Below are 26,706 nucleotides of genomic sequence, written 5' to 3' on the forward strand. Positions count from 1 at the left end.
GTTTGCATGAATACGCTCGATAAGAATTCCCAGAAATTATCCACGCTCGAAAAAGTCGGCTTCGGTACCGGCGACATGGCGCTCAACGTCGTGATCTCGTCGATGATGCTGCTCATTACCTTCTTCTACACCGACATCTACGGCCTGCGCACCGAGCACCTGGCGCTGCTGTTCGTGGTGGTCAAGGTGGTCGGCGCGGTGGCCGACCTGGCCATGGGGCAGGTGACCGACCGCTTCACTTCCCGCTTCGGGCGCTATCGGCCATGGCTGCTGTGGCTGTGCGTTCCCTATGGCGTCAGCGTGTTTTTCGTGTTCACCACGCCAAGCTGGGGCTACGACGCCAAGCTGGTGTGGGCGTACTCGACCTACATCCTGATGACCCTGATGACGGCCGGGGTCGGCATTCCGTATATTTCCCTGATCAGCGGACTGACCAGCGATCCGCAGGAGCGCCTCTCGGCCAACGGCTACCGCCTGTTCTTCGCCAAGGTCGGCGCCTTCATGGTGACCATCATCGTGCCCAAGCTGGCGGAAAAATGGGGCGCGGGGGACCTGGCCGTCGGCTACCAGGCCGCGATGGCGCTGATGGCGGTGATGGGCGTGGGCCTGTTCCTGTTCTGCGTGTTCACTACGAAAGAACGGGTGATCCACGTGGTCGAGCGCCAGCCTTTGATGGAACAGTTCAAACTGCTGATGCGCAACGACCAGTGGCTGATCCTGTGCGGCGTGTGCCTGACCGGCACCGTCGGCTACGTGGTGCGCGGCTCGGTCGCCATCTACTACGCCATGTATTACCTCGGCGGCGACACCGATACCGTGGCGGCCTTTCTGTCGACCGGCGTGGCGGCGGCGATCCTGTCGATGGTGGCCTCGACCTGGATCACCAAGTCCTACTGCAAGGTCAAGCTGTTCCGCTATACCCAGATCGGCGTGGCCCTGATCAGCGTGCTGATGTACGTCGCCATCAAGCCGGGCGACATGGTGCTGGCCTTTGTCCTGTATTTCTTGCTCTCGTTCGTGGTCGACCTGCACGCGCCGGTGTTCTGGTCGGCGATTGCCGAAACCATCGACTACGGCCACGTCAAGACCGGCAAGCGCGTCTCCGGCTTTGCCTTCGGTGGTATTTCGGTGTGCCAGAAGGCCGGCATGGCTGTGGCCGGCGGCATGGTCGGCCTGCTGCTGACGTATTTCCAGTACGTGCCGAACCAGGCGCAAAGCCCGCTGGCGCTGAGCGGCATCGCGCTGATGCTGACCGTGATCCCCGGTTTTTTCCACTTCCTGATGGGCATGCTGATGTTCAAGTACCGCATCACCGACAGCTACTACGACGAGGTCAAGACCGACCTGCGCAGCGCCGGCTTCGCCACCACTTAATTTACCAGACCCAATCATCATGCAGATCCTGACACCCCTGATCGAGCAACGCGCCGATCCGTTCATGTACAAACACAGCGACGGCTATTACTATTTCACCGCCTCGGTGCCGGAATACGACCGCATCGAAGTGCGCCGCGCGCGCACGATTGCGGAACTTGCGGGCGCGCCCGCGGTCGATGTATGGCGCAAACCGGATTCGGGACCGTACAGCGAACTGCTGTGGGCGCCGGAGATCCACTTCAACCAGGGCGCGTGGTATGTCTACTTCGCCGCCGCCCCGAGCCGTGAGATCAAACACAAACTGTTCCAGCACCGCATGTACGCCGTCCGCAACACCAGCGCCAATCCGCTTGAAGGCGAGTGGGAATTCATGGGTCGAATCGACACCGGCATCGACACCTTTTGCCTGGACGCCACCACGTTCACGCACGGCGGCGTGCTGTACTACCTGTGGGCGCAAAAGCACGAGGCCATCGAAGGCAACTCCAACCTCTACATCGCGCCGATGGCCACGCCGTGGCAGCTGGGCGGCCCGCCGGTCATGCTCAGCAAACCCGAGTTCGGCTGGGAAATCCGCGGCTTCCGGGTCAACGAAGGGCCGTCCGTGCTCAAGCGCAACGGCAAGATCTTCATCAGCTACTCGGCCAGCGCCACCGACGAGAACTACGCGATGGGCTTGCTGTGGGCCGACGACAACGCCGACCCGCTCGATCCGGCAGCGTGGACCAAGCTGCCCGAGCCGGTGCTGCAGACCTGCTACGAGCACGGCATCTACGGCCCGGGCCACAACAGTTTTACTTATGGCGAGGATGGCGACACGGTGATGCTGGTGTACCATGCCCGTACCTACACCGAGATCGTCGGCGACCCCCTGTGGAACCCCGACCGCCACACCTTCGTCAAGCCATTGCGATGGGACGAGCAGGGCATGCCCGTGTTCGGACGCCCCTCACTCTCTTGACTCGCCTGGACCAATCTAACGAGGAGCACCGTGCAAGCCAGTATCACGCAAGCCGCATTCGGCCACCTGCCCGACGGCAGGGCGGCCACCTTGTTCACCCTGACCAATCCGAACGGGCTGGTGGTGAAGATCACCAATTTCGGCGGCATCATCACCGAAATCCACGCGCCCGACCGCCACGGCGCGCTGGCCGACATCACGCTCGGCTTCGACAGCGTCGCGCCGTATGTGAAGGAGTCGCCGTACTTCGGCGCCTTGATCGGACGCTACGGCAACCGCCTGCGCGACGGCCGCTTCACGCTCGACGGCCAGGTGGTGCAACTGCCGGCCAACGACGGCGCGCATCATCTGCACGGCGGCGAGCTGGGCTACCACCGCGTGCTGTGGCGCGCGATTCCTTTCCAGGAAGGCGACTCGGTCGGCCTGACCCTGATCTACCGCAGCCCGGACGGCGAACAGGGCTATCCCGGCACGCTGGACGTGACCGTGGTATACGAACTGACCGCCGGCAACGAACTGGTGGTGACCTTCGACGCCGTGACCGACAAGGCCACGCCGGTCAACCTGACCCAGCACGCGTACTTCAACCTGGCCGGCAAGGGCGACATCCTCGGCCATCTGCTGCGGATCGACGCCGATGCGTATACGCCGATCGACGGCACCCTGATTCCGACCGGGGAACTGGCGCCGGTGGCAGGCACCGCGTTCGACTTCCGCACGCCGCACGCGATTGGCGAGCGCATCGGCAACGATGAAGAACAGTTGCTCCACGGCAGTGGCTACGATCACAATTTCGTGCTCAACAAGCCGGCGCGCAAGGCGATGACCCTGGCCGCGCGCGTGCATGAGCCGGTGTCGGGCCGGGTGCTGGAACTGTTCACCGGGGAACCGGGGGTGCAGTTTTACAGCGGCAATTTCCTCGATGGCAGTTTGACGGGCAAGGGCCAGGCCTACGGCTATCGCAGCGGCTTTTGCCTCGAACCCCAGCATTTCCCGGATTCGCCGAACCAGAGCGCTTTTCCGGATACCATCTTGCGTCCCGGTGAAGAATATGCGACCGTATCCCGGTACAAATTTTCGGTGGAGAAGTGATGCTTGAATTAATGGTCGACGCGAAAAATGCGCTGGGTGAATGCGTGCTGTGGTGCGAGCGCAGCGGGCGGGTATTCTGGACCGATATCCTCGGTTCGACCTTGTGGGCGCATCATCCGGCCACGGGCGTCACGCGCAGCTGGACCATGCCGGAACGGCTGGCCTCGTTCGCCCTGACCGATCACGACGAGCGCTTGCTGGTGGGGCTGGCCACGCGGCTGGCGTTTTTCGAGCTGGACAGCGGAGTCGTGACGTCCATCTGCGAGGTCGAGGCCGGCCTGAGCACGCGCCTCAATGACGGCCGCTGCGACCGCCAGGGGCGCTTCGTGTTCGGCACCTTCAACGAAGTCGAGCCGCGCCTGCCGATCGGCAGCTTTTACCGGCTCAACCGCGATTTGCGCCTGGAGCTCCTGCAGCTGCCGCATGTGGCGATTGCCAACAGCATCTGTTTCAGTCCGGACGGCGCGACCATGTACTACTGCGATTCGCCGGACCGGGTGATCCGCTGCTGCGATTACGACGTGGTCAGCGGCGCGCTGTCGAACCTGCGCGTGTTTGCGCAGGTGGAGGGCGAGGGCGAGCCGGACGGATCGTGCGTGGATGCGCGCGGGTATGTGTGGAACGCCCAGTGGGGAGCGGGCAAGCTGGTGCGCTATGCGCCGGACGGCAGCATCGACCGCAGCGTCGCCTTGCCGGCCAGCCAGCCGAGCTGCGTGGCGTTCGGCGGCGCGCTGCTCGATCAGCTGTACGCGACCAGCGCGCGGGTGGGGCTGGCGGCGCCGGGGGCGGCCGATGGCGGCTTGTTCACGGGGACCATGCCGGGCGTGCGGGGACTGCCGGAGAGCCGGTTTGTTTGCTGACGCGTGCTTCCCGTGCTGTGTGACCGCAGCGATCCTTGCAAGGCAAGTCTATCTCTCCAGCGTTGCCAATGAAATAGACGTAGCAGCGTATACGACAGGCATGCCCTTGCTATTCCATCTCCCACCGGTCAATTTCGCTCCGCCGCCTCCTAGCCTCGGTTGCGTGGTACTTGGCTGTGTGCCTGGCAATGCGCCATACGATCTGGCCGTGCCCGCGCACTATGCCACTACCCCATACTCAATTCTCCCGAGTGTGTCGAGCACCAGTTCGTAGCCGACTTCCGTGTCGAGCAACGCAAGCGGTGCTTCGCCGCCGAGAGAGCGATTGATTCGGACGATCCAGCGCCGGGTGGAATCTTCGTCGTCAAGAACTTCAAGCGTTCGTTTCCAAACGCGGTACGCTCGGTACAGGCGGTCCTGCTCAGTCGACGACAGCAAGGTTTTTGTGAATGCGATCTGTCAGGGTGTGCGGTGGAAGGCGCAGGTGGTCGAGCAGTCTCTCCTGAGTGATGCCAAAACGGCTTGCCAGCGCAGAAATCACGCTCGCAGGGGTTCCACTGCGCAGTCGACTGATGACGACCGACGTATCGCCCGCAAAAGCGTCGTCAATCGTGTCGGAGAGCATACTTGTGTCGTCAATGATGGAATAGGCCATGGTTTCTCCAGTCAGGATGGGGGAATCGTGTCTCATTGCCAGATGACGTCATCTGGCTACTCTACATTTAGATCCAGCTTTGCAGATTGAGTTCGATATCATTATCGATATCACTATCGCCAAAAAAGTGATTGGAAAGGCATCCCAAGAATCTTTAGTATTCCTCTATCGCTGCCGAACGACGACATGAGTTCGAGACGGCATCAGAACAACCAGGAGGAATACATGTCTGAGACGAAAAAGCCGAAACTGCGCTCCGCGGAATGGTTCGGCACCCAGGATAAAAACGGTTTCATGTACCGCAGCTGGATGAAAAACCAGGGCATCCCCGACCACGAGTTTCAAGGCAAGCCGATCATCGGCATCTGCAACACCTGGTCCGAACTGACTCCTTGCAACGCGCATTTCCGCCAACTGGCCGAACACGTCAAGAAGGGCATCCTCGAAGCGGGCGGTTTCCCGGTCGAGTTCCCGGTGTTTTCCAACGGCGAATCGAACCTGCGCCCGACCGCCATGCTCACCCGTAACCTGGCCAGCATGGACGTGGAAGAATCGATCCGCGGCAATCCGATGGACGCCGTGGTGCTGCTGGTCGGCTGCGACAAGACCACGCCGGCCCTGCTGATGGGCGCGGCCAGCGTCGACCTGCCGACCATCGTCGTCAGCGGCGGCCCGATGCTCAACGGTAAGCTGAACGGCAAGAACATCGGTTCCGGCACCGCCGTCTGGCAGTTGCACGAACAGATGAAGGCCGGCACCATTACCCTGCACCAGTTCATGTCCGCCGAGTCCGGCATGTCGCGCTCGGCCGGTACCTGCAACACCATGGGTACGGCCTCGACCATGGCCTGCATGGCGGAAGCGCTCGGCACCTCGCTGCCGCACAATGCCGCCATTCCCGCCGTCGACTCGCGCCGCTATGTGCTGGCGCACATGTCGGGCATCCGCATCGTCGAGATGGTGCAGGAAGACTTGCGCCTGTCCAAGATCCTGACGCGTGAAGCGTTCGAGAACGCGATCAAGGTCAACGCCGCCATCGGTGGCTCGACCAACGCCGTGATCCACCTGAAAGCCATTGCCGGGCGCATCGGCGTGCCGCTCGAACTGGAAGACTGGACTGCGATCGGCAAGGGCACCCCGACCATCGTCGACCTGCTGCCGTCCGGGCGCTACCTGATGGAAGAGTTTTACTACGCCGGCGGCCTGCCGGGCGCGATCCGCCGCCTGGGCGAGGGCGACCTGCTGCCGCACAAGGGCGCGCTCACCGTCAACGGCAAGAGCCTGTGGCAGAACTGCGAAGAAGCGCCGATCCACGACGACGAGGTGATCCGTCCGCTGGCCAGGCCGCTGATCGAGGATGGCGGCATCTGCATCCTGCGCGGCAACCTGGCGCCGCGCGGCGCCGTGCTCAAGCCGTCGGCCGCCTCGCCGCACCTGATGAAACATCGCGGCAAGGCTGTCGTGTTCGAGGATTTCGAGCACTACAAGAACCGCATCCTCGACCCGGACCTCGATGTCGATGCCGATTCGATCCTGGTCATGAAAAACTGCGGGCCGAAGGGTTATCCCGGCATGGCCGAAGTTGGCAACATGGGCTTGCCGCCCAAGCTGCTGGCCCAGGGCGTGACCGACATGGTGCGCATTTCGGACGCGCGCATGAGCGGCACCGCCTACGGCACCGTGGTGCTGCACGTGGCGCCGGAAGCGATGGCCGGCGGACCGCTGGGCATCGTGCAGGATGGCGACTTCATTGCACTCGACTGCCACAACGGCAGCCTGAACCTGGATATCTCGGACGAAGAAATGACCAGCCGCCTGGCGGCCCGTGCCGGTTCACAAGCGCCGGTGGCCAAGAGCGGCTACCAGAAGTTGTACATCGACCATGTACTGCAGGCCGATGAAGGCTGCGACTTCGACTTCCTGCTCGGCAGCCGCGGCTCGGCCGTGCCACGCCATTCCCATTAACATCCACGGCTGGTGTCAGACCTGACACCAGCCGGTGACACGGAGACACATCATGTTACTCGTCCAATTTACCAATGAAGCCGGCGCCCGCCGCGTTGCCGTGCTCGAACAAGACCTGCTGCGCGTTGTCGATGGCTATGCCAGCACCTACGCCCTGGCGCAAAAAGCCATCGCAAGCAAGACCACGCTGGCCGAACTGGCCGCCGCCGCCATCGGCGCCGAGATCCATTCCTTTGAGGCGGTCGCGACCGCCGGCCGCCTGCTGGCGCCGCTCGACCATCTTGATGCCGCCCACTGCTACGTCACCGGCACCGGCCTGACCCACCTCGGCAGCGCCGACACGCGCGACGCCATGCACAAGAAAATCGGCGGCGATGTCGAGACCTTGAGCGACAGCATGAAAATGTTCCGCATGGGCGTGGAAGGCGGCAAGCCCGCCGACGGCGCGCGCGGCGTGCAGCCGGAATGGTTCTACAAGGGCGACGGCTCGGTGGTGCGCGCCAGCGGCCAGCCTTTGCTGATGCCCGACTTCGCCCTCGACGGCGGCGAAGAGCCCGAAATCGCCGGTCTGTATCTGATCGGCGACGACGGCCAGCCGCACCGCCTCGGCTACGCCATCGGCAACGAATTCTCGGACCACGTGACCGAGCGCCAGAATTACCTGTACCTGGCCCACTCCAAGCTGCGCAATTGCGGCCTCGGCCCGGCGCTGCTGGCCGGCGAACTGCCCGCGCATGTGGCCGGCACCTCGCGCATCATCGCGGCCGATGGTTCCGTGCGCTGGGAAAAGGATTTTGTCAGCGGCGAGCAGAATATGTCGCACTCGATCGCCAACCTGGAATACCACCACTTCAAGTACGGCCTGTTCAACCGCGCCGGCGACGTCCACATCCATTTCTTCGGCACCGCCACCTTGAGCGTGGCCGACAACATCACGGTCCTGGCCGGCGAAACATTCGAGATCGCATCTCCCGTCTTCGGCCCGGCCCTGCGCAACCGCCTCGACCGTGAGCAATCCACCTTTACGAAAGTACACGCTTTATGACCATTACCGGTGAAGCATTGATCGGCGGACACGCCGTCCGCGGCAACGGCGGCGCGTTCCAGGCTGTCGATCCATCCACCCGCGCGCCGATCGCGCCGTCCTTTTACATGGTCGACGCCGCCCAGATCGATGAAGCCTGCCGCCTGGCGGAAGCGGCTTTCGATCCGTTCCGCGCAAGCAGCAATGAAGCGCGCGCGACTTTCCTGGAAACCATCGCGGCCCAGATCCTGGAACTCGGCGACGAGCTGATCGTACGCGCAATGACCGAATCCGGCCTGCCGCGCGCCCGTCTCGAAGGCGAACGCGGCCGCACCACGGGCCAGCTGAAGCTGTTCGCGGAACTGCTGCGCGAAGGTTCGTGGGCCGACGTGCGCATCGACAGCGCCTTGCCGGAGCGCCAGCCGCTGCCGCGTCCCGACCTGCGCCTGCGCATGATTGGACTCGGCCCCGTTGCCGTGTTCGCCGCGAGTAACTTCCCGCTGGCGTTTTCGGTGGCCGGTGGCGATACCGCCGCCGCGCTGGCGGCCGGCTGCCCGGTCGTGCTGAAAGCCCATTCCGCCCATCCGGGCACCTCCGAACTGGTGGCGCGCGCCGTGCTCAAGGCGATTGAACTGTGCAAGCTGCCGGTAGGCGTGTTCGCGCTGCTGACCGGCACCGGCAACGGCATCGGCCAGAGCCTGGTGGCGCATCCGTCGATCAAGGCGGTTGGCTTTACCGGCTCGCGTTCGGGCGGACAAGCGCTGATGGCCGTGGCCGCCGCGCGTCCGCAGCCGATTCCTGTGTATGCGGAAATGAGCAGCATCAATCCGTTTTACCTGATGCCATCGGCGCTGGCCGCGCGCGGCGAGCAGATCGCGACCGCCTTTGCCGGCTCGATGACCATGGGCGTCGGCCAGTTCTGCACCAATCCCGGCCTCGTGCTGGGTTTGAAAGGTCCGGATTTCGACCGCTTTGCCGACCAGGCGGCGCAGGCTTTGTCAAGCATCGACGCGGGGACCATGCTGACGGCGGGCATCGCTTCGGCCTATCAGAGGGGCGTGCACAAGCTGGCGCAGCACGAGGCGGTCGATTCCTTGAAGGAAGCGACGCACACGGAAGGCAAGGGCGGTCCGGCCTTGTTCCGCACCAGCGGCAAGGCGTTCCTGAGCGAACAGGCGCTGCATGGCGAGATTTTCGGACCGGCATCGCTGCTGGTCGCCTGCGACAGCGTCGAGGAAATGCGCGCCATCACGGAAGGCCTGGAAGGACAACTGACCGCGACCGTGCAGATGGACGAGGGCGACACCGAACTGGTGCGTGCCTTGCTGCCTGTGCTGGAGCGTAAGGTTGGCCGGATCCTGGCCAATGGCATGCCGACCGGCGTGGAAGTATCGACGGCGATGGTGCATGGCGGACCGTTTCCGGCGACGTCGGACGGGCGCAGCAGCTCGGTGGGGACGGCGGCGATCCAGCGCTTCCTGCGGCCGGTGTGCTACCAGAACCTGGCGCAGAGTTTGCTGCCGGAAGTGCTGCGCGACGATCATGAGGGCGTGTGGCGCCGCCGGGATGGGGCGTTGACGAAGTCCTGAATCGCCGCAGCTACTAAAGGTCCGTCGTCCCCGCCGAGGGCCGCCTTGGCGCGGGGACGACGGCGGAAAAACGTTGGAGACACCATGAAAAAATCAGCCACCTACCCGAGCCTGTCAGGCAAACGGGTATTCATCACCGGCGGCGGCACTGGCATCGGCGAGTCGCTGGTCGCCTCGTTCGCCGCCCAGGGCGCCCAGGTCGCCTTCGTGGACATCGTGCGCGACGCCAGCGAAGCGCTGTGCCTGCGCGTCGCCGAATCCGGCGCCCCGGCACCGCTCTTCCGCCACTGCGACATCACCGACATCCCCGCCCTGCAAGCGACCATGGCCGACCTGGCCGCGCAGCTGGGCGACTTCGACATCCTGGTCAACAACGCCGCCAACGACCAGCGCCACCAGACCGAAGACGTCAGTGTCGAATTCTACGACCAGCGCATCGCCATCAACCAGCGCCCCATGTTCTTCACCTGCCAGTCGGTCCTCGCCGGCATGAAGAAGAAGGGCCTTGGCTCCATCATCAATGTCGGCTCCATGTCGTGGCACGCCAAGAACGGCGGCTACCCGGTCTACACCGCCACCAAGGCGGCCACGGTCGGCCTGACCCGCGGCCTGGCGCGCGACTTCGGCGCCCACGGCATCCGCGTCAACACCGTCACGCCCGGCTGGGTCATGACCGCCCGCCAGCTCGACCTGTGGGTCGATGAAGCCGGCAAGGCCGACATCAAGCGCAACCAGTGCCTGCCCGGTCCGCTGATGCCGGACGACATCTCGGCCATGATCCTGTTCCTCGCCTCCGACGACAGCGCCATGTGCACCGGCCAGGATTTCGTGGTCGACGCCGGCTGGATCTGACCCCGCTTTCCAACATAACACCCAAAACAAAAACGATTCAGGAGACAAGCATGAACATCATCCAACGCAGCATCGCCGCCATCAGCCTGCTTACCGTCAGCGCGTGGCCGGCGTTCGCCGCGGTCAACGTGACCATCGACGCCGGCAAGCCAGGCCCGGTCATCAACAAGAACGTCTACGGCCAGTTCGCCGAGCACCTCGGCACCGGCATCTACGAAGGCATGTACGTCGGCCCAGGTTCCAAAATTCCGAACACCAAGGGCTGGCGCAACGACGTCGTCGGCGCCCTGAAGCAACTGCACGTGCCGCTGGTGCGCTGGCCGGGCGGCTGCTTCGCCGATGAATATCACTGGAAAGACGGCATTGGCCCGCGCGCCAAGCGTCCGGTCAAGGTCAATACCAACTGGGGCGGGGTGGAAGAGAGCAACGCCGTCGGCACGCACGAATTTTTCGACCTGGTCGACCTGCTGGGCGCGCACGCCTACGTCAACGGCAACCTCGGTTCCGGCACCGTGCAGGAAATGGCGGACTGGGTCGAGTACATGACCTCCGACAGCAAATCGAGCCTGGCCAACCTGCGCCGCAAGAATGGGCGCGACAAGCCGTTCAAGGTCGCCTACTTCGCGATCGGCAACGAGGCCTGGGGTTGCGGCGGCAATATGACGCCCGAGCACTACACCAATCTGTACAAGAATTACGAGACGATGCTCAAGGCGCCGAAGGAAAGCCGGCCCCTGATGATCGCCAGCGGCGGTAACGATCACGACACCAAGTGGACCGATGTGATCAGCAAGAACGCCAAGGCGCAAACCTCGGCCATCAGCTTTCACTACTACACCATCCCGACCGGCAAGTGGGAAGGCAAGGGCGCAGCCACCGGTTTCGCCGAGCCGCACTGGATCTCGACCCTGGCGAATACCTTGAAAATCGATTCGATGATCAAGAACAATATCGCCGTACTGGACAAGAACGATCCCGAGAAGAAAATTGGCTTGTACGTGGATGAATGGGGCACCTGGTACGACGTGGAAACCGGCACCACGCCCGGCTTCCTGTTCCAGCAGAACACCTTGCGCGATGCGGTGGTGGCCGCGCTCAACTTCAACATTTTCCACCAGCACGCCGACCGCGTTCACATGACCAATATTGCGCAGATGGTCAATGTGCTGCAGGCCATGATTCTGACGGAAAAGGACAAGATGCTGCTGACGCCGACCTATCACGCCTTCCACATGTACGTGCCGTTCCAGGATGCGACCTCGTTGCCGCTGACGGTGGCGGACGACACGGCCTACACCTTGGGCGAGACCACGATTGTCGGCATCAGCGCGTCGGCGGCGCGGGCCAAGGATGGCAAGCTGTACCTGTCGCTGGTCAACACCAATCCGGGCAAGCCGGCGGATGTGGTGGTCAATGTGTCGGGTAAGCAGTTGGCGGCGGCGACTGGCCGCGTGCTGACGGCAACGGCAATGGACGCGCACAACACCTTCCAGAACCCGCAAGCCATCAAGCCGGCGCCGTTCAGTGCCAAGGCGAATGGCGGTAAACTGACGGTGACCGTGCCGGCGAAAGCGGTTGTGGTGGTGGCGCTGGAAGGCTGATTACTGCGGACAGCGTTGCCATTCGCACCACCGCCCCGTCGTCCCCGCATCTGCGTGGAGTCGTTTCCGGCAGTGCCGGAAACGACGGTCTCGCGTTCACTTGGGAATTTTCACAATGCGTTCTTTGATCCGATCGCTCGCCTGTATCGCCAGCATTTTCCTCTCCACCGCCCACGCCAAACAAGTCAGCGTCCACGACCCCGTCATGGCCAAGGAAGGCAACACCTTCTACCTGTTCAGCACCGGCCCCGGCATCACCTTCTACAGTTCGCCAGACATGCGCAACTGGAAGGAAGAAGGCCGCGTATTCCCGGGCGAACCCGCCTGGGCCAAAACAGCCGCCCCCAGCTTCAACGACCACATCTGGGCGCCGGACATCTACTTTCACGACGGAAAATACTACCTCTACTATTCCGTCTCCGGTTTTGGTAAAAACACCTCCGGCATCGGGGTGACCACCAACGCCACCCTGAACCCGCGCGCCGCCAACTATCAATGGCAAGACCAGGGCATGGTCCTGCAATCGATCCCCGGCCGCGACAACTGGAACGCCATCGACCCCAACATCGTGGACGACAGCAGCGGCACGCCGTGGATGTCGTTCGGCTCGTTCTGGAGCGGCATCAAGCTGGTCAAGCTGGATGCCTCGCGCACCCGCCTGGCCGAGCCGCAAGCCTGGCACACCATCGCCCAACGCACGCGTCCGGCCGGCGTGCCCGAGGAAGAAGCCGGCCCGGCCGAAATCGAAGCCCCCCACATCCTCAAAAAGAATGGCTATTACTACCTGTTCGTCTCCTGGGGCCTGTGCTGCAAGAAAGAAGCGAGCACCTACCACGTGGTCATGGGCCGCTCGAAACAGGTCACCGGCCCCTACCTCGACCGCGCCGGCAAGGACATGGCCAAAGGCGGCGGCTCGCTGCTCATCGACGGCAACGCGCAGTGGAAGGGCGTCGGCCACAACAGCGCCTACACAATCGACGGCAAGGACCTGCTGGTCATGCACGCCTACGAAACCGCCGACAACTACCTGCAAAAGCTCAAAATCCTCGACATGGCGTGGGACCAGGACGGCTGGCCCACGGTCGACCCGCAAGACCTGAACCGCTACCAGAGCAAGCAACGATAAGGCTGTCATGAAACGACACTTCCTGGCTGTCGCGCTGACGGCGGCCTGCGCGCTGCCGGCGGTCGCCGCCGAACGCTTTGCGCTGGCCGACGTGCGCCTCACCGCCAGCCCCTTCCTCGACGCCCAGAACACCAACCTGCGCTACCTGATGGCGCTCGAGCCCGACAAGCTGCTGGCGCCATTCCAGCGCGAAGCCGGCCTCCCGCTCAAGCAGGAAAGCTATGGCAACTGGGAGTCTAGCGGCCTCGACGGTCACATGGGCGGCCATTACCTGTCGGCCATGGCGCTGATGTTTGCTGCGAGCGGCGACCAGGAAGTGCTGGGGCGCCTGAACTACACCATCGCTGAACTCAAAAAGTGCCAGGAAGCGAACGGCAACGGCTACCTGGGCGGCATTCCCGGCGGCGCCGATGCGTGGCAGGCCGTTGCCAAAGGCAAGCTCGAAGCGGACCACTTCTCGGTCAACGGCAAGTGGGTGCCCTGGTACAACCTGCACAAGGTCTACGCCGGCTTGCGCGATGCCTATCGCTACGCCGGCAACGAGGACGCGCGCGCGATGCTGATCTCGCTGTCGGACTGGGCCTTGAAGCTCACCTCCTCGCTGACGCCCGAACAGATGCAGGCGATGCTGCGCAGCGAGCACGGCGGCATGAACGAGGCCTTCGCCGACGTCTACCAGATCACGGGCGACAAAAAATACCTGGCGCTGGCGATGCGCTTTTCGCACCAGGCCATCCTGGAACCGCTGCTCACGTCCCAGGACAAGCTGAGCGGCCTGCATGCCAACACGCAAATTCCCAAAGTCATCGGCTTTCAGCGCATCGGCGAGCTGAGCGGGGAGCGGACATGGCACGATGCCGCGCAGTATTTCTGGACCACGGTGCGCGAACGGCGCACGGTCGCCATCGGCGGCAACAGCGTCAAGGAGCACTTCCACGACGATCAGGACTTTTCGCCGATGGTGAACGAGGTTGAGGGCCCCGAGACCTGCAACACCTACAACATGCTGCGCCTGACGGACCTGCTGTTCCTCAGGGACCAGCAGGTGCGCTATGCCGATTACGTGGAGCGCGCGCTGTACAACCACATCCTGTCGTCGCAGCGCCCGCTTGATGGCGGCTTTGTGTACTTCACGCCGATGCGGCCGAACCATTACCGCGTGTATTCGCAGGCCGACAAGGCGATGTGGTGCTGCGTCGGCTCGGGCATCGAGAGCCAGTCGAAATATGGCGAATTCATCTACGCGCACGATGGCGACGCGCTGTTCGTGAATCTGTTCATCCCGTCCACCCTGCACTGGCGCGCGCAGGACGTGAAGCTGAGCCAGACAACCGGCTTTCCGGACGAAGGCAAGACGCGCCTGAGAATCGAATCGGACAAGGCATTCACGCTCAAGCTGCGCTATCCGGGCTGGGTCAGGCGCGGGGCGCTGCAGCTCAGGGTCAACGGCAAGCCGGTCAAGGTCGATGGCGAGCCGGGCGCGTACGTGAGCCTGCGGCGCGCATGGCGCAAGGGCGATACGGTCGATGTCACCTTGCCGATGCACACCACGCTGGAGCAGATGCCGGACAAGAGCGACTATTACGCGGTCCTGCACGGGCCGATCGTGCTGGCGGCCAAGACACAGTTGTTCGCGGATGAAAAGCTGAACTTTGCCGCCAATGCCACACGCATGGGGCATATTGCATCCGGGCCAGTGTGCCCGCTGGAGGCGGCGCCGGTTTTTGTGAGCAATACGCGCGACTTCGTGGCGCGCTTCAAGCCGGTCAAGGGACTGCCGCTGACCTTCACGGCGCCCGGGCTGATCCAGGGGAAGGGTGCCGGGAGCCTGCGGCTGATGCCGTTCTTCCGCCTGCACGATGCGCGCTACATGGTGTACTGGCCGTATTCGACGCCGGCCAACCTGGCGCTCACGCAGGCGGCCACCGCCAGGGGCGAGGCGGAGCGGCTGGCCTTGACTGCGCTGACCATCGACCAGGTGGCGCCGGGCGAGCAGCAGCCGGAGTCCGATCATGGCTACCAGGCTGAAGGCGGCGATGCCGGGGTGAACAAGGGCAAGCACTGGCGCCATGCGAGCGGGTGGTTCAGTTATGTGCTCAGCGATGCCAAGCTGGAGGCGGTGGTGCTCAGGCTCAGTTTCTCGACCCTGGATGCGGGGCGCAAGTTCGATGTGGTGGTCAATGGCGAGACGATTGCGGCCGTGCAGCTCGATGCGCCGGCGGGACCGGAGGTGTACACGCGCGATATCGCGATTCCCGCCGCAATCGCGGCGGGGTCGGCGGGCAAGCTCACCGTGAAGTTTGTTGCCAAACCGGGTTCGTTGGCGGGCGGATTATATGGATTACGCTTGTTGCGAGCCGGTTGATGGAATGCGAGAAAGCCGGCTCGCTGCGCTTGGCCTACACCGGCGGCATGTGGGGAATATAGCCTTCGACGAAAAATCCGCGGAAATCCCCGGAGTAACTATGGTGTATGGGCCGGTCGCCAGGGTTATAGGCTGTGGTGAAGGTAAGCCGATGCTCTTCATTGGGTCGAATATTATCGTAAATCAGTATTGACGAATATTCCGCGCCTTCTTCATAGCCATAGGCGACGACCTGATGATCGTTGTGGAATTCAAAAATGCTGCGGGCCCTGGTCAGGGCCAGTGCGCATGGCTGGCCCTGGTCGATCAGATTTTTCAGTCGCGGGAATTCTATTTCGCGGGTAGCGCGCCCCACGCCCATGCCAAACCAGGTCGGGTGATCGTTAATGCGCATGAAATCGAAATATTTGAAGGCGTTGATCAAGATGCTGTGGATCAGCCGGTCGTAGATGAAGTCGCCGAGCGGCGTGCCATCGGCCGGAAGCGCGGTGTCGCCCGGTATCGGGAGGGTGTTGTACCAAAAGTCGAGCGCCGCGAATGCCATGCCGCCGCAGCGGCCGTAGGTAGTGATGTCGATGCCAAGCTCGGGAATCTTGACAACATGGTTGACGAAGCTGTTGACGAATTTGAAGCCGTGTTGCACCGGATGGAATGAAGTCATGCTCATTTTGCTCACCTTGGATATCTGGAATTCTTACAAGCCTATGGAAAATGTTATTGGACCGCTTGATTGTCTACGTCACTTCTCATCTCATCTCCTGTTTCCGCAATTCGCTATTGCTGCCGCATAAACATGCACCGGGCATTCTTTTGCTGTTCTCCCGATGAGCGAATCAGTGGAGTGTAGGCGGGCGGGTGGGCACCGGCTTTGAGTCGCCACAAGCAGTACAGCCTATTCGTTTTGGCAAGAATGCCCGGCGCAAGCGCTACGTTTCGGCATGCAAGGTGGCAAGGGAGGCGCCGCGCGACGGTTCCTCGCTCAGCCCGGAGGCCGGCCCGCCGGGGCGGCGGATGTGGCGCGCTGAAGGATCGATCCGATACCCATTTTGGTATCGCATCCATCAAAAAATTGATTGGATGGCTATGTGACTTTCTCATAAGATAGGGTAATAAAAGGAGTCCCGAATTCCACCCCTAAAAAACAGGAGACAACACATGAACACCACCCGCAGGGCCGTTCTGGCCACCGCATTGCTTGGCGCTTTCACCGCTTTCACCGCTTTTCCCGCTTTGGCCGCCAAACCGCTGACCATCGGCTTTTCCCAGGTCGGCGCCGAAAGCGAATGGCGCACCGCCAACACCATCTCGATCAAGGAGGCCGCCAAGAAGGAAGGCGTCAACCTCAAGTTCGCCGACGCCCAGCAGCGCCAGGAAAACCAGGTCAAGGCGATCCGCTCCTTCATCGCCCAGCGGGTTGACGTGATCGCGTTCTCGCCCGTGGTCGAATCCGGCTGGGAAACCGTGCTGCGCGAAGCCAAAGCCGCCAAGATTCCGGTCATCCTCACCGATCGTGCCGTCAACGTGACCGATACGTCGCTATATGCCGCTTTCATCGGCTCCGACTTCGTCGAAGAAGGCCGCCGCGCCGCCCGCTGGCTGGTCGAACGCGCCGCCAAAACCCCTGATCGCACGTTCAACATCGTCGAACTGCAGGGAACCGTCGGCTCCGCACCCGCCATCGACCGCAAGAACGGCTTTGCCGAAGTTATCGCCGGCAATCCCAAGCTGAAGATCACCCGTTCCCAGACCGGCGACTTTACCCGCGCCAAGGGCAAGGAAGTGATGGAAGCCTTCCTCAAGGCACAGGGCAAGGATATCCATGTGCTCTACGCACACAACGACGACATGGCCATCGGCGCCATCCAGGCCATCGAAGAAGCCGGACTGAAACCGGGCGTCGATATCCTGGTGATCTCGATTGACGGCGTCAAAGGCGCGTTCCAGGCCATGATCGCCGGCAAGATGAACGTCACGGTCGAGTGCAGCCCGCTGCTCGGGCCGCAGCTGATGTCGATCGCACGCGATGTCGTCGCCGGCAAGCCGGTGCCGAAGCGCATCACGACGGTCGAGGGCGTGTTCCCGGCTGAAGTGGCTGCCAAGGAACTGCCGAACCGCAAATACTAGGCCTTGCCATGATCAAGGCACCGAACGCCGCCGCTCCGGTGCTGGGGCTGCACGGCATCAGCAAGCAATTTCCCGGCGTGAAGGCGCTCAGCGATGTGGGCCTGGCACTGTACGCCGGGGAAGTCCACACCTTGATGGGCCAGAACGGCGCCGGCAAGTCCACCTTGATCAAGGTGCTGACCGGCGTGTACGCGCCCGACAGCGGCAGCATCGTCATGGAAGGGCGGGAAATCCGCCCCGGCTCGACCCAGGATGCGCAGCGCCTGGGCATCAGCACGGTGTATCAGGAAGTGAACCTGTGCCCGAACCTGTCGGTGGCCGAGAATATTTTCATCGGCCGCTATCCGCGCAAGTTCGGCATGGTCGACTGGCGCGGCATGCGCGCGCAGGCAAGCAAGCTGCTGGAACAGCTGGAAGTGCGCATCGACGTGCGCGCCCAGTTGTCCAGCTTTCCGCTGGCGATCCAGCAGATGGTGGCGATTTCGCGCGCGCTCAATATTTCGGCACGCGTGCTCATTCTGGACGAGCCGACCTCCAGCCTCGACGAGGCCGAAGTCCAGCTGCTGTTCCGCGTGCTGCGCAAACTGCGCGACCAGGGCATGGCGATCCTGTTCGTGACCCATTTCCTGGACCAGACCTACGCGATTTCGGACCGCATCACCGTCATGCGCAACGGCGAGCGCGAGGGCGAGTATGCCTGCGCCGAGCTGTCGCGCCTGGCGCTGGTGAACAAGATGGTCGGTGCGCCCGATGCCAGCGAGCATCCGGCCGACCTGGTGCATCCGGGCGCCGCGAGGGAAGCGCCAGCCGTCCTGCTGCAAGCGCGTGGCCTGGGACGCAAGGGCGCGCTGGCGCCGCTCGACCTCGACATCCGCGCCGGCGACATGCTGGGCCTGTGCGGACTGCTCGGATCGGGCCGCACCGAGCTGGCGCGCCTGCTGTTCGGGGCCGACAAGGCCGACAGCGGCACCTTGCGCATCGGCGAACGCAGCCACCCCTTCGGTTCGCCGCGCGACGCCATCGAGGCCGGTATAGGATTTTGCTCCGAAGACCGCAAGCACGAAGGCGCCATCCTCGAACTGTCGGTGCGCGAGAACATGATCCTGGCCTTGCAGGCACGCGCCGGCATGTTGCGCGCGATCCCCTTGCGCCAGCAGCAGGCGCTGGCGCAGGACTATGTAAAGTGGCTGGGCATCAAGACGGCCGATATCGAGACACCGATTGGTTCGCTGTCGGGCGGCAACCAGCAGAAAGTGCTGCTGGCGCGCTGGCTGGTGACCAAGCCGGCGATGCTGATCCTCGACGAACCAACGCGCGGCATCGACGTGCGCGCCAAACAGGAAATCATGGATTACGTTAGCGGACTTTGTCGTAAAGGGATGGCAATTCTGTTCATCTCCTCCGAACTCCCGGAAGTTCTGCGCTGTAGCGACCGGCTGGTCGTCATGCGCGACCGCAAGGCCTGCGGCGAATACCAGCGCGGCGAACTGGACGACACCTCGGTGCTGCAAGTGATCGCCGGAGAAGCGGCATGATGGCCTCGCCGGCCCGGGCCGCCGTGAAACAAGACGCCACGCCTTTGATGGGGGCGCTGGCGCGCCATCCGCTGTTCCGTCCGCTGGCAGCCCTGGCGGTGCTGCTGCTGATCGACCTGGTCGCCATTCCTGGCTTCTTCCACATTTCCATCAAGGACGGCCACCTGTACGGCAGCCTGATCGACATCATCAACCGCGCCGCCCCGCTGATGCTGGCCGCGCTCGGCATGACCCTGGTGATCGCCACGCGCGGCATCGATATTTCGGTCGGCGCGGTGGTGGCGCTGTCGGGCACGGTGGCGGCCATGCTGATCGGCGGTGGCCCGCAAGCGGAAACACCGCTGGTGTGGGCACTGGCGGCGGCCATGGGCGCCGCGCTTCTGTGCGGGCTGTGGAACGGGGTGCTGGTCTCAGCGCTGGGCTTGCAGCCGATCGTCGCCACCCTGATCCTGATGGTGGCGGGCAGGGGACTGGCGCAGTTGCTCACCGACGGACAGATCGTCACGGTCTACTACGAACCGTTCTTCTTCCTCGGCGGCGGCTACTTTGCCGGCCTGCCGTTTTCGCTCACGGTGGTGGCGCTGGTGTTCGCGGTCATCGCGCTGATGATGCGCAAAACCGCGCTCGGCCTGTTCATCCAGGCGGTCGGCATCAACCCGGTGGCGGCGCGCCTGGCGGGCCTGAAAACCGCCTCGCTGATCATTTTCGTGTACGTGTTCTGCGCCGCCTGCGCCGGCCTCGCCGGGCTGATGATCAGTTCCAACATCAAAAGCGCGGACGCCAACAACGCCGGCCTGCTGCTCGAACTCGACGCCATCCTGGCCGTGACCCTGGGCGGCACCTCGCTCGCCGGCGGCAAATTCAGCCTGGTCGGCAGCGTGATCGGCGCGCTCATCATCCAGACCCTGACCTACACCATCTACTCGCTCGGCGTGCCGCCGGAAGTGAACATGGTGGTCAAGTCGGTGGTCGTGTTCCTCGTCTGCCTGTCGCAATCGGCGGAATTCAAACAATTGTTTTCGCGTGCGAGGACTGCATGAAATCGCCTTACTTTACCCCGCTGGTCACGGTCGTCCTGCTGCTGGCCATGCTCGGCATCGGCGGGGCCGTGTATCCGGGCCTGCTGTCGGTGCAGGTGATCCTGAACTTGTTGATCGATAACGCCTTCCTGCTGGTGCTGGCGATCGGCATGAGTTTTGTGATTTTGTCCGGCGGCATCGACCTGTCGGTCGGCTCGGTGCTGGCGCTGGCCACCATGATCTCGGCCTGGCTGCTGCAGGTGGCGCACTGGCCGCCGCTGGCGGTGATCGCTGTCGTGCTGCTGCTGGGCGCGCTGTTCGGCGGCGGCATGGGCGCCATGATTCATTACTTCAAGCTGCAACCCTTCATCGTCACCCTGGCCGGCATGTTCCTGGCGCGCGGCCTGTGCTACCTGATCAGCATTAACTCGATCACCATCGAAGACCCGCTGTACCTGGCCATGTCGCAAACCCAGCTCGGCTTTCTGGGCGGCTTTGTGTCGCCCAGCGCGCTCATTGCACTGCTGATGCTGGGGCTGGCGATTTTCCTGGCCCACTTCACCGCCTTCGGGCGCGGCGTGTATGCCATCGGCGGCAACGAGCAGTCGGCCCTGATGATGGGCTTGCCGGTGGCGCGCACCAAGGTGCTGGTGTACGCCTTCAGCGGCTTTTGCGCGGCCCTGGCGGGGGTGCTGTTTTCGTTCTACATGCTGTCGGGCTACGGCCTGCATGCGCAGGGCACCGAGCTGGACGCCATTGCGGCGGTGGTGATCGGCGGCACCTTGCTTAGCGGCGGCTATGGCTATGTGGCTGGCGCGCTGTCCGGCGTGCTGGTGCTGGGCACGATCCAGACCCTGATCGCCTTCGACGGCACGCTCAGCTCGTGGTGGACCAGGATTGTCATCGGCGCCTTGCTGTTCATCTTCTGCGTGGTCCAGCGCCTGATGGCCATGGGCGCGGCACGGCGCGCTGCGGCCTGACGCGGCGCGGCCTGACGCGGCGCGGACTGACGCGGCCCGGCCTGACGCGGCCCGGCCTGACGCGGCCCGGCCTGATCTCATTCCAACTACAAGCAACAGGAGACAACAATGATCAAATACGCACTGGGCGCACTCGCGCTCGGCTTCGCCACGGGCATCGCTTGCGCCGCCAACCCCATCATCAGCAATATCTTCACGGCCGACCCGGCCGCGCTGGTCGACAAGGGCCGCGTGTACCTGTATGTCGGCCACGATGAGGCGAAACCGGACGGCAAGGATTACGTGATGAATGAATGGCGCGTGTATTCCTCGTGCGATATGAAAACCTGGAAAGAGCATGGCTCGCCGGTGCAGTTTTCCACCTTCAAATGGGCCGGGCGCGATGCCTGGGCGGCCGACATCACTGAGCGCGGCGGCAAATACTATTTCTATTCCACGGTCGAGCACAAGACGATTCCCGGCAAGGCCATTGGCGTGGCGGTGTCCGACAGCCCGACCGGCCCCTTCTTGGACGCGCGCGGCAGCGCCTTGGTCAGCAACGACATGACCCGTCACATCGATATTTTGTGGGACGACATCGACCCGGGCGTCTTCGTCGATACCGATGGCCAGGCCTGGCTGTACTGGGGCAACACGGTTCTCAAGTACGCCAAACTCAAGGCCAATATGACCGAACTGGACGGCCCGATCATGACGCACGCGATCGATTCGTTCACCGAAGCCCCGTACGTGCACAAGCGCGGCGCCACCTACTACATGTCGTATTCGCGTTACTTCCCCGAAGAGATGGTGTACGCCACCAGCGCCAGCCCGGCCGGCCCGTGGACCTTCAAGGGCGTGATCATGGACAAGAACGAGAAGGTCAAGACCATTCACCAGGCCATCATCGACTTCAACGGCAAGTCCTACGTGTTCTATCACAACGCCAAATTGCCGGGCGGCGGAGAATTCCGCCGTTCGGTGGCGGTCGAGGAATTGCATTACAAGCTCGATGGCAGCATCAAGTTCGTGCCGCAGACGGTCAGCGGGCCGGCCGCCAACCCGTCGCCGGGCTGCCAATGATATCCAGATCGGTATGTTGCAACGCGTACCGATATCAATCAGGGGTATGATTCCATGATGGAGACACTCAACCCCAACTGGTTTTTAAAGGCGCGCCTGAAAACGCGCCAGCTGCTGCTGCTGATCGCGCTCGACGACCACCGCAACATCCACCGCGCCGCCGAGGCGCTGCACATGACCCAGCCGGCGGCGTCGAAACAGATCAAGGATCTGGAAGAGATGCTCGACGTCAAGCTGTTCGAGCGCCTGCCGCGCGGCATGGAGCCGACCATGTTCGGCGAAACCATGGTGCGCCACGCCCGCATGGCGCTGACCAGCCTGGCGCTTGCGCACGACGATATCGTGGCCCTGAAAGCCGGGCTGGCGGGGCAGGTCGAGGTGGGCGTGATCATGACCCCCGCCATGGCGCTGCTGCCGCGCGCGATTGCGCGCATCAAGGAGCAGGCGCCGATGCTGCGGATCGGTGCGCATGTGGAGACGAGCAATATCCTGCTCGACAAGCTGCAGCACGGCATGCTCGACTTCATGATCGGGCGCATTCTCGAAAAGGAGAATTCCGCCGGTCTCATCTACGAAGAGTTGAACGAGGAACCGGCCTGCGCGGTGGTGCGGGTGGGCCATCCATTGCTGGAAGTCGAGCAGCTCGAACTGAAGCACATCGCCGGCCAGCCGTGGATCTTGCCGCCGCACGGCAGCATCTTGCGGCACCGCTTCGACATGATGTTCCGCCGCGCCGGGCTCGACATTCCCGTGAACGTGGTCGATACCACCGCGCTGCTGCTGATCACGGCGCTGCTGCAGCAGACCGATTCGCTGCATGTGATGCCGGTCGACGTGGCCAGGTATTACGCCTCGCTCAATGTGCTGAGCATCCTGCCGATCGAGTTGCCCTGCAAGATGGATGCCTTCGGTATCATTCGCCAGAAAGACCATTTGCTGTCGCCGGGCGCCGAACTGCTGTTGCAGGCGGTCCGCGTGACGGCGCAGGAAATGGTTTGATCCCCCCACTTTTGCGAGCATGTCGATGAGCAATGACACTACCCCCGCGCGTCCGCGCGAGATCACCCTGCGGTTCCTGGCCGAGCCGACCGACGTCAACTTCGGCGGCAAGGTCCACGGCGGCGCCGTGATGAAATGGATCGACCAGGCCGGCTACGCCTGCGCGGTCGGCTGGAGCGGCTATTACTGCGTCACCGTGTATATCGGCGGCATCCGCTTTTATAAACCCATCTTCATCGGCCAGATCGTCGAAGTGAAGGCGATGGTTGTCCATACAGGCAACTCCAGCATGCACATCGCCATCGATGTCTCGGCCACCGAACCGAAGACCGGCGCGCGCAAGCGCACCACGCGCTGCCTGATCGTGTTCGTGGCGGTCGACACTGCCGGCGACAGCGTCAAAGTGCCGTCCTGGATCCCGGTCGGCGAGGACGACAAGCGCTTCGAGCAGTACGCCGTCCACATGGCCGCGTTGCGCAAAGAGCAAGAAGAAGAGCTGCTCGCCACCGAGACATCGTCTTCTGTGTGACAATATCGCCACACTTTGTGGTTTTTCGGTGAAAATTATTCAGTTTCCAAACAGTTATGTTCGCTAACGAACCGAACGAGTGTTGTGGATAAGGAATAGTGGATACCGAGCTAAGCACAAAGGCATTAGCGAAAACGACAGCAGCGATAAACCAACGGGCAGGCCCAGTCTGCCCCAACACATAAACGAGAGAATACAACATGACCCTGACTAAGAAAATCGGTACTCTGAGCGCAATCGGCTTCGCCATGCTGGCAGCACAAGCATCGGCACAAGACCAATTCGTGAATCCAGAGTGGGCGAACAGCGCCACCTACATTGGTGCCGGTATCGGCCAGACGCGCAGCTACACCAAAGCGGCTCCGGTCATCAAAAACCTGAACGCCCAGGGCGGGTTTGTCAATTCGTGGAGTTCCGACGAAAAAGACATGGGTTACAAATTGTTCGTTGGTAAGCAACTGAGCCGCTACTTCGCTGTGGAAGCTGGTTTCTTTGATCTGGGCAACTTCAACGTCCATACCCGTAACAACCTGGGCGGCGTTGTGAACGCTGAACAGAAGTACAAAGGCGTGAACCTGGACCTGATCGCGCAAGTGCCGATGAGCGAGCGTTTCTCGGTCTACGGCCGTGCCGGTATGCACTACACCAAAGCAACGACCCAATTCTCGGGTAACCGCGCTGTTGGCCTGTTCGCTGGCGAATCGAGCGAGAAGAAGCTGAACCCGAAATTCGGCGTTGGCCTGGAATACAAATTCACCGAAGCGCTGGCTCTGCGCGCCGAAGCTGAAAACTATCGCATCGACGACGCACTGCGCAGCAACGGCAACACCAAGATGTACTCGCTGAACCTGGTCTACAAACTGGGTCGTCCGGCAGCATCGGCACCAATGCCGGCACCAGCCCCGGCGCCAATGCCGGAAGCGACGCCAGCACCGGCGCCGGCACCAATGCCAGCACCAGCACCGGCCCCAGTGCCAGTGTCGGAAAAAGTCTCGTTCGCTGCTGAAGCCCTGTTCGACTTCGACAAATCGGTTGTCAAGCCAGAAGGCAAAGCAGCTCTGGACGATCTGCTGAACAAGCTGCAAGGCATGAACACCGAAGTCATGGTCACCGTCGGCCACACCGATTCGGTGGGTTCCGATGCTTACAACCAGAAACTGTCGCTGCGCCGCGCTGAAGCTGTCAAAGCTTACATCGTGTCGAAAGGTGTTGAAACCTCGCGCGTCTACACCGAAGGCAAGGGCGAGACCCAGCCAGTTGCAGAAAACAACTCGGCAGAAGGCCGCGCTAAAAACCGTCGCGTGACGGTTGAAGTGGTCGGTACCCGTACTGCCAAGTAATCCTTCGCTTCACTAAAAAGCCGCCGCGCCCCTTGGGGCCGGCGGCTTTTTTGCATTTTCGGTCGAAAGTGTTGTTGGAGTAATGAAAATTCTCCATTTAAAAATTCTACGTACGGTTCCGCACGGAGTGGAGAGTGGCAACAGGCAATAGTGAAGGACGTTGCCGTTGTCCGGCCACAAGCTCACCCGAAGGAATCATAATGAATATCAGAAAACACGCGAACGTCCTCATGTGCGCCGCAGGATTGCTCGCCGTCTCCTTCCTCGCCGCTTGCGGCGGGGGCGGGGACCAGGGACGCGACCCGATTCTCGGCCAGCCGGCCGCCGCCCTGGTCAGCGTTGCCGTCACACCAGCGAGCGCCACCGTGCTGACCGCCGACACGCGCCAGTTCACCGCCACCGCCACCTATGCCGATGGTTCCTCGCGCGACGTGACGGCCGATGCGGCCTGGCTGTCCGCCTCGCCCGGCATTGCCGGCGTGACCCCGTCCAAAGGCCTGGCCACCGGCATCAGCGCCGGCAGCGCCGCCATCAGCGCCACCTTTTCCAGCAAAACCGGGGCCGCCACCCTGGTCGTGACGACGCCGCTGCCGCCACCGCCGCCCGTGGTCACCTTGACCTCGATCACCGTCACGCCGTCGAGCGCGACCATTGCGCCCGGCGCGACCCAGCAATTTATCGCTGTCGGCAATTACTCGGATAAATCGACCGCCATCATCACCAACTCAGTGACCTGGAGTTCGGGCACGACCGCCAACGGCACCATCCTGCCGTCCGGCATGGCGACCGGCGTCGCGGCCGGTATCACCACCATCAGCGCCAGCAGCGGCGGCCAGAGCGCCGGCGCCGTGCTCACCGTCAGCGTGCCGCCCGTGGTGCCGGTGATCCCGCCGGTTGTCGTACCGCCCGTTGTTCCACCGGTTGTGCCGCCAGTCGTGGTGCCACCTGTAACGCCGCCAGTCGTTCCGCCAGTCGTCGAGCCACCGGTCACGCCGCCAGTCGTTCCCCCAGTCGTTCCGCCAGTCGTTCCGCCAGCGGCCGACATCAGCCTTGGCCGTGCCGCCAGCTTCGCCGTCCTCGCCGGTACCTCGATCACCAATAATTCCGGTGGCACCACCCTGGTGACCGGCGACGTCGGCTCCCCATCGCAAACCACCGCGCCGGTCCAGTCCGCCGGTTACGCCAATTACAGCTCGGGCCAGATCCTGGCCGGCGCCCTGGCCGACTTGCAGGTTGCGGTGACCAGCGCCAATGCGCAAACCTGCACCGTCAATTCCGCCTCGGGCATCGATCTCGGCGGCCTGGTGCTCAAGCCGGGCGTGTACTGCTATGCCGGCGCCATCAGCATCACCGGCACCTTTACCATGGACGGCCCGGGCGTCTACATCTTCCGCACCGCGTCCACGCTCAACAGCACGGCCAACGCCGTGGTGGCGCTGACCGGCGGCGCTTCCGCTGGCAGCGTGTACTGGATTCCGGCCGGACCGACCACCCTGGGCGCGAACGGCGTCTTCAAGGGATCGATCCTGAGCCAGTCGGCCGCCATTACCGTCGGCGACAACACGACCCTGCAAAGCGGCCGTACGCTCAGCGGCGCCGCGGTCACCCTGCGCAATAACCAGATCAGCAAATAAGCCGGCCTTCCATTTTT

At 63.0% G+C, this 26,706-nt stretch carries 24 protein-coding genes; 20 read left to right on the forward strand and 4 right to left on the reverse strand.

The window, feature by feature from the left end; translation table 11 throughout:
* Positions 1 to 6 precede the first annotated feature (6 nt).
* From F2P45_RS05650 to F2P45_RS05665, 4 genes are read left to right on the forward strand one after another with little or no spacing between them, the layout of a single operon-like run.
* Positions 7 to 1,374 (forward strand): MFS transporter, encoded by a 1,368-nt coding sequence (locus F2P45_RS05650; protein WP_166871316.1) that lies wholly within the window; start codon positions 7 to 9, stop codon positions 1,372 to 1,374.
* 19 nt (positions 1,375 to 1,393) lie between these two features.
* Positions 1,394 to 2,338 (forward strand): glycoside hydrolase family 43 protein, encoded by a 945-nt coding sequence (locus F2P45_RS05655; RefSeq protein WP_166871318.1) that lies wholly within the window; start codon positions 1,394 to 1,396, stop codon positions 2,336 to 2,338.
* Between the two features lie 30 nt (positions 2,339 to 2,368).
* Positions 2,369 to 3,430, forward strand: a complete 1,062-nt coding sequence (locus F2P45_RS05660; RefSeq protein WP_166871321.1) for an aldose epimerase family protein — start codon at positions 2,369 to 2,371, stop codon at positions 3,428 to 3,430.
* Positions 3,430 to 4,290 (forward strand): SMP-30/gluconolactonase/LRE family protein, encoded by an 861-nt coding sequence (locus tag F2P45_RS05665; RefSeq protein ID WP_188130091.1) that lies wholly within the window; start codon positions 3,430 to 3,432, stop codon positions 4,288 to 4,290. The genes F2P45_RS05660 and F2P45_RS05665 overlap by 1 nt, the downstream gene beginning before the upstream one ends.
* Before the next feature lie 48 nt (positions 4,291 to 4,338).
* Here the strand turns inward: F2P45_RS05665 and F2P45_RS37200 are convergent, their stop codons facing one another.
* The 3 genes from F2P45_RS37200 to F2P45_RS05680 are packed head-to-tail and all read right to left on the reverse strand — an operon-like array spanning position 4,339 to position 4,945.
* Positions 4,339 to 4,479, reverse strand: a complete 141-nt coding sequence (locus F2P45_RS37200) for an RES domain-containing protein (protein WP_187367146.1) — start codon at positions 4,477 to 4,479, stop codon at positions 4,339 to 4,341.
* A gap of 30 nt (positions 4,480 to 4,509) precedes the next feature.
* Positions 4,510 to 4,728, reverse strand: a complete 219-nt coding sequence (locus F2P45_RS37205) for an antitoxin Xre/MbcA/ParS toxin-binding domain-containing protein (RefSeq protein WP_188130092.1) — start codon at positions 4,726 to 4,728, stop codon at positions 4,510 to 4,512.
* Positions 4,712 to 4,945 (reverse strand): antitoxin Xre-like helix-turn-helix domain-containing protein, encoded by a 234-nt coding sequence (locus tag F2P45_RS05680; protein ID WP_166871325.1) that lies wholly within the window; start codon positions 4,943 to 4,945, stop codon positions 4,712 to 4,714. The genes F2P45_RS37205 and F2P45_RS05680 overlap by 17 nt, the downstream gene beginning before the upstream one ends.
* Positions 4,946 to 5,170: 225 nt before the next feature.
* Between F2P45_RS05680 and F2P45_RS05685 the strand changes: the two genes are divergently transcribed.
* The 7 genes from F2P45_RS05685 to F2P45_RS05715 all read left to right on the forward strand — a co-directional run bounded on the left by F2P45_RS05685 (position 5,171) and on the right by F2P45_RS05715 (position 15,467).
* The gene (locus F2P45_RS05685; protein WP_166871327.1) at positions 5,171 to 6,910 is read left to right on the forward strand and encodes an IlvD/Edd family dehydratase; all 1,740 of its coding nucleotides are present in this window, start codon (positions 5,171 to 5,173) and stop codon (positions 6,908 to 6,910) included.
* Positions 6,911 to 6,962: 52 nt separating this feature from the next.
* Positions 6,963 to 7,955 carry an AraD1 family protein gene (gene araD1, locus F2P45_RS05690; RefSeq protein ID WP_166871329.1) on the forward strand — a complete coding sequence of 331 codons (993 nt, stop codon included), beginning with the start codon at positions 6,963 to 6,965 and terminating at the stop codon, positions 7,953 to 7,955.
* Positions 7,952 to 9,523, forward strand: coding sequence for an aldehyde dehydrogenase (NADP(+)) (locus tag F2P45_RS05695; RefSeq protein ID WP_166871331.1), 1,572 nt, complete (start codon positions 7,952 to 7,954; stop codon positions 9,521 to 9,523). Before araD1 ends, F2P45_RS05695 begins: the two co-directional genes overlap by 4 nt.
* Before the next feature lie 84 nt (positions 9,524 to 9,607).
* Positions 9,608 to 10,375: an SDR family NAD(P)-dependent oxidoreductase gene (locus F2P45_RS05700; protein ID WP_166871333.1), complete on the forward strand. Its 768-nt coding sequence runs from the start codon at positions 9,608 to 9,610 to the stop codon at positions 10,373 to 10,375.
* Between the two features lie 50 nt (positions 10,376 to 10,425).
* Positions 10,426 to 11,976, forward strand: coding sequence for an alpha-N-arabinofuranosidase (locus F2P45_RS05705; RefSeq protein ID WP_166871335.1), 1,551 nt, complete (start codon positions 10,426 to 10,428; stop codon positions 11,974 to 11,976).
* 115 nt (positions 11,977 to 12,091) lie between these two features.
* The gene (locus tag F2P45_RS05710; RefSeq protein WP_166871337.1) at positions 12,092 to 13,102 is read left to right on the forward strand and encodes an arabinan endo-1,5-alpha-L-arabinosidase; all 1,011 of its coding nucleotides are present in this window, start codon (positions 12,092 to 12,094) and stop codon (positions 13,100 to 13,102) included.
* A gap of 7 nt (positions 13,103 to 13,109) precedes the next feature.
* The gene (locus tag F2P45_RS05715; RefSeq protein ID WP_166871340.1) at positions 13,110 to 15,467 is read left to right on the forward strand and encodes a glycoside hydrolase family 127 protein; all 2,358 of its coding nucleotides are present in this window, start codon (positions 13,110 to 13,112) and stop codon (positions 15,465 to 15,467) included.
* Between the two features lie 34 nt (positions 15,468 to 15,501).
* Here F2P45_RS05715 and F2P45_RS05720 read toward each other — a convergent pair whose 3' ends face one another.
* Entirely contained in the window at positions 15,502 to 16,134 is a 633-nt protein-coding gene (locus F2P45_RS05720; RefSeq protein ID WP_166871342.1) for a hypothetical protein, read from the reverse strand.
* A gap of 488 nt (positions 16,135 to 16,622) precedes the next feature.
* On the opposite strand from F2P45_RS05720, the gene F2P45_RS05725 reads away from it, so the two are divergent.
* The 9 genes from F2P45_RS05725 (at position 16,623) to F2P45_RS05770 (ending at position 26,689) form a co-directional block, all read left to right on the forward strand.
* A complete protein-coding gene (locus F2P45_RS05725; RefSeq protein ID WP_166871344.1) occupies positions 16,623 to 17,591 on the forward strand; it encodes an ABC transporter substrate-binding protein in 969 nt (322 codons plus the stop codon).
* An 8-nt stretch (positions 17,592 to 17,599) separates the two neighbouring features.
* Positions 17,600 to 19,126 (forward strand): sugar ABC transporter ATP-binding protein, encoded by a 1,527-nt coding sequence (locus F2P45_RS05730; protein ID WP_166871346.1) that lies wholly within the window; start codon positions 17,600 to 17,602, stop codon positions 19,124 to 19,126.
* A gap of 47 nt (positions 19,127 to 19,173) precedes the next feature.
* The gene (locus tag F2P45_RS05735; RefSeq protein WP_223164686.1) at positions 19,174 to 20,166 is read left to right on the forward strand and encodes an ABC transporter permease; all 993 of its coding nucleotides are present in this window, start codon (positions 19,174 to 19,176) and stop codon (positions 20,164 to 20,166) included.
* On the forward strand, positions 20,163 to 21,125 hold the full coding sequence (gene yjfF, locus F2P45_RS05740; RefSeq protein ID WP_166871350.1) for a galactofuranose ABC transporter, permease protein YjfF: 963 nt from the start codon (positions 20,163 to 20,165) through the stop codon (positions 21,123 to 21,125). Before F2P45_RS05735 ends, yjfF begins: the two co-directional genes overlap by 4 nt.
* Before the next feature lie 108 nt (positions 21,126 to 21,233).
* Positions 21,234 to 22,187, forward strand: a complete 954-nt coding sequence (locus F2P45_RS05750; RefSeq protein WP_166871352.1) for a glycoside hydrolase family 43 protein — start codon at positions 21,234 to 21,236, stop codon at positions 22,185 to 22,187.
* 57 nt (positions 22,188 to 22,244) lie between these two features.
* Positions 22,245 to 23,186: a LysR family transcriptional regulator gene (locus F2P45_RS05755; protein WP_166871581.1), complete on the forward strand. Its 942-nt coding sequence runs from the start codon at positions 22,245 to 22,247 to the stop codon at positions 23,184 to 23,186.
* A 19-nt stretch (positions 23,187 to 23,205) separates the two neighbouring features.
* On the forward strand, positions 23,206 to 23,715 hold the full coding sequence (locus F2P45_RS05760; protein ID WP_370663210.1) for an acyl-CoA thioesterase: 510 nt from the start codon (positions 23,206 to 23,208) through the stop codon (positions 23,713 to 23,715).
* A gap of 200 nt (positions 23,716 to 23,915) precedes the next feature.
* Positions 23,916 to 25,055 carry an OmpA family protein gene (locus tag F2P45_RS05765; protein WP_166871355.1) on the forward strand — a complete coding sequence of 380 codons (1,140 nt, stop codon included), beginning with the start codon at positions 23,916 to 23,918 and terminating at the stop codon, positions 25,053 to 25,055.
* Between the two features lie 200 nt (positions 25,056 to 25,255).
* Entirely contained in the window at positions 25,256 to 26,689 is a 1,434-nt protein-coding gene (locus tag F2P45_RS05770; protein ID WP_166871357.1) for an ice-binding family protein, read from the forward strand.
* Positions 26,690 to 26,706: the final 17 nt, after the last annotated feature.

It is taken from the genome of Massilia mucilaginosa (genome assembly GCF_011682145.1).
GTDB lineage: Bacteria > Pseudomonadota > Gammaproteobacteria > Burkholderiales > Burkholderiaceae_D > Telluria_A > Telluria_A mucilaginosa.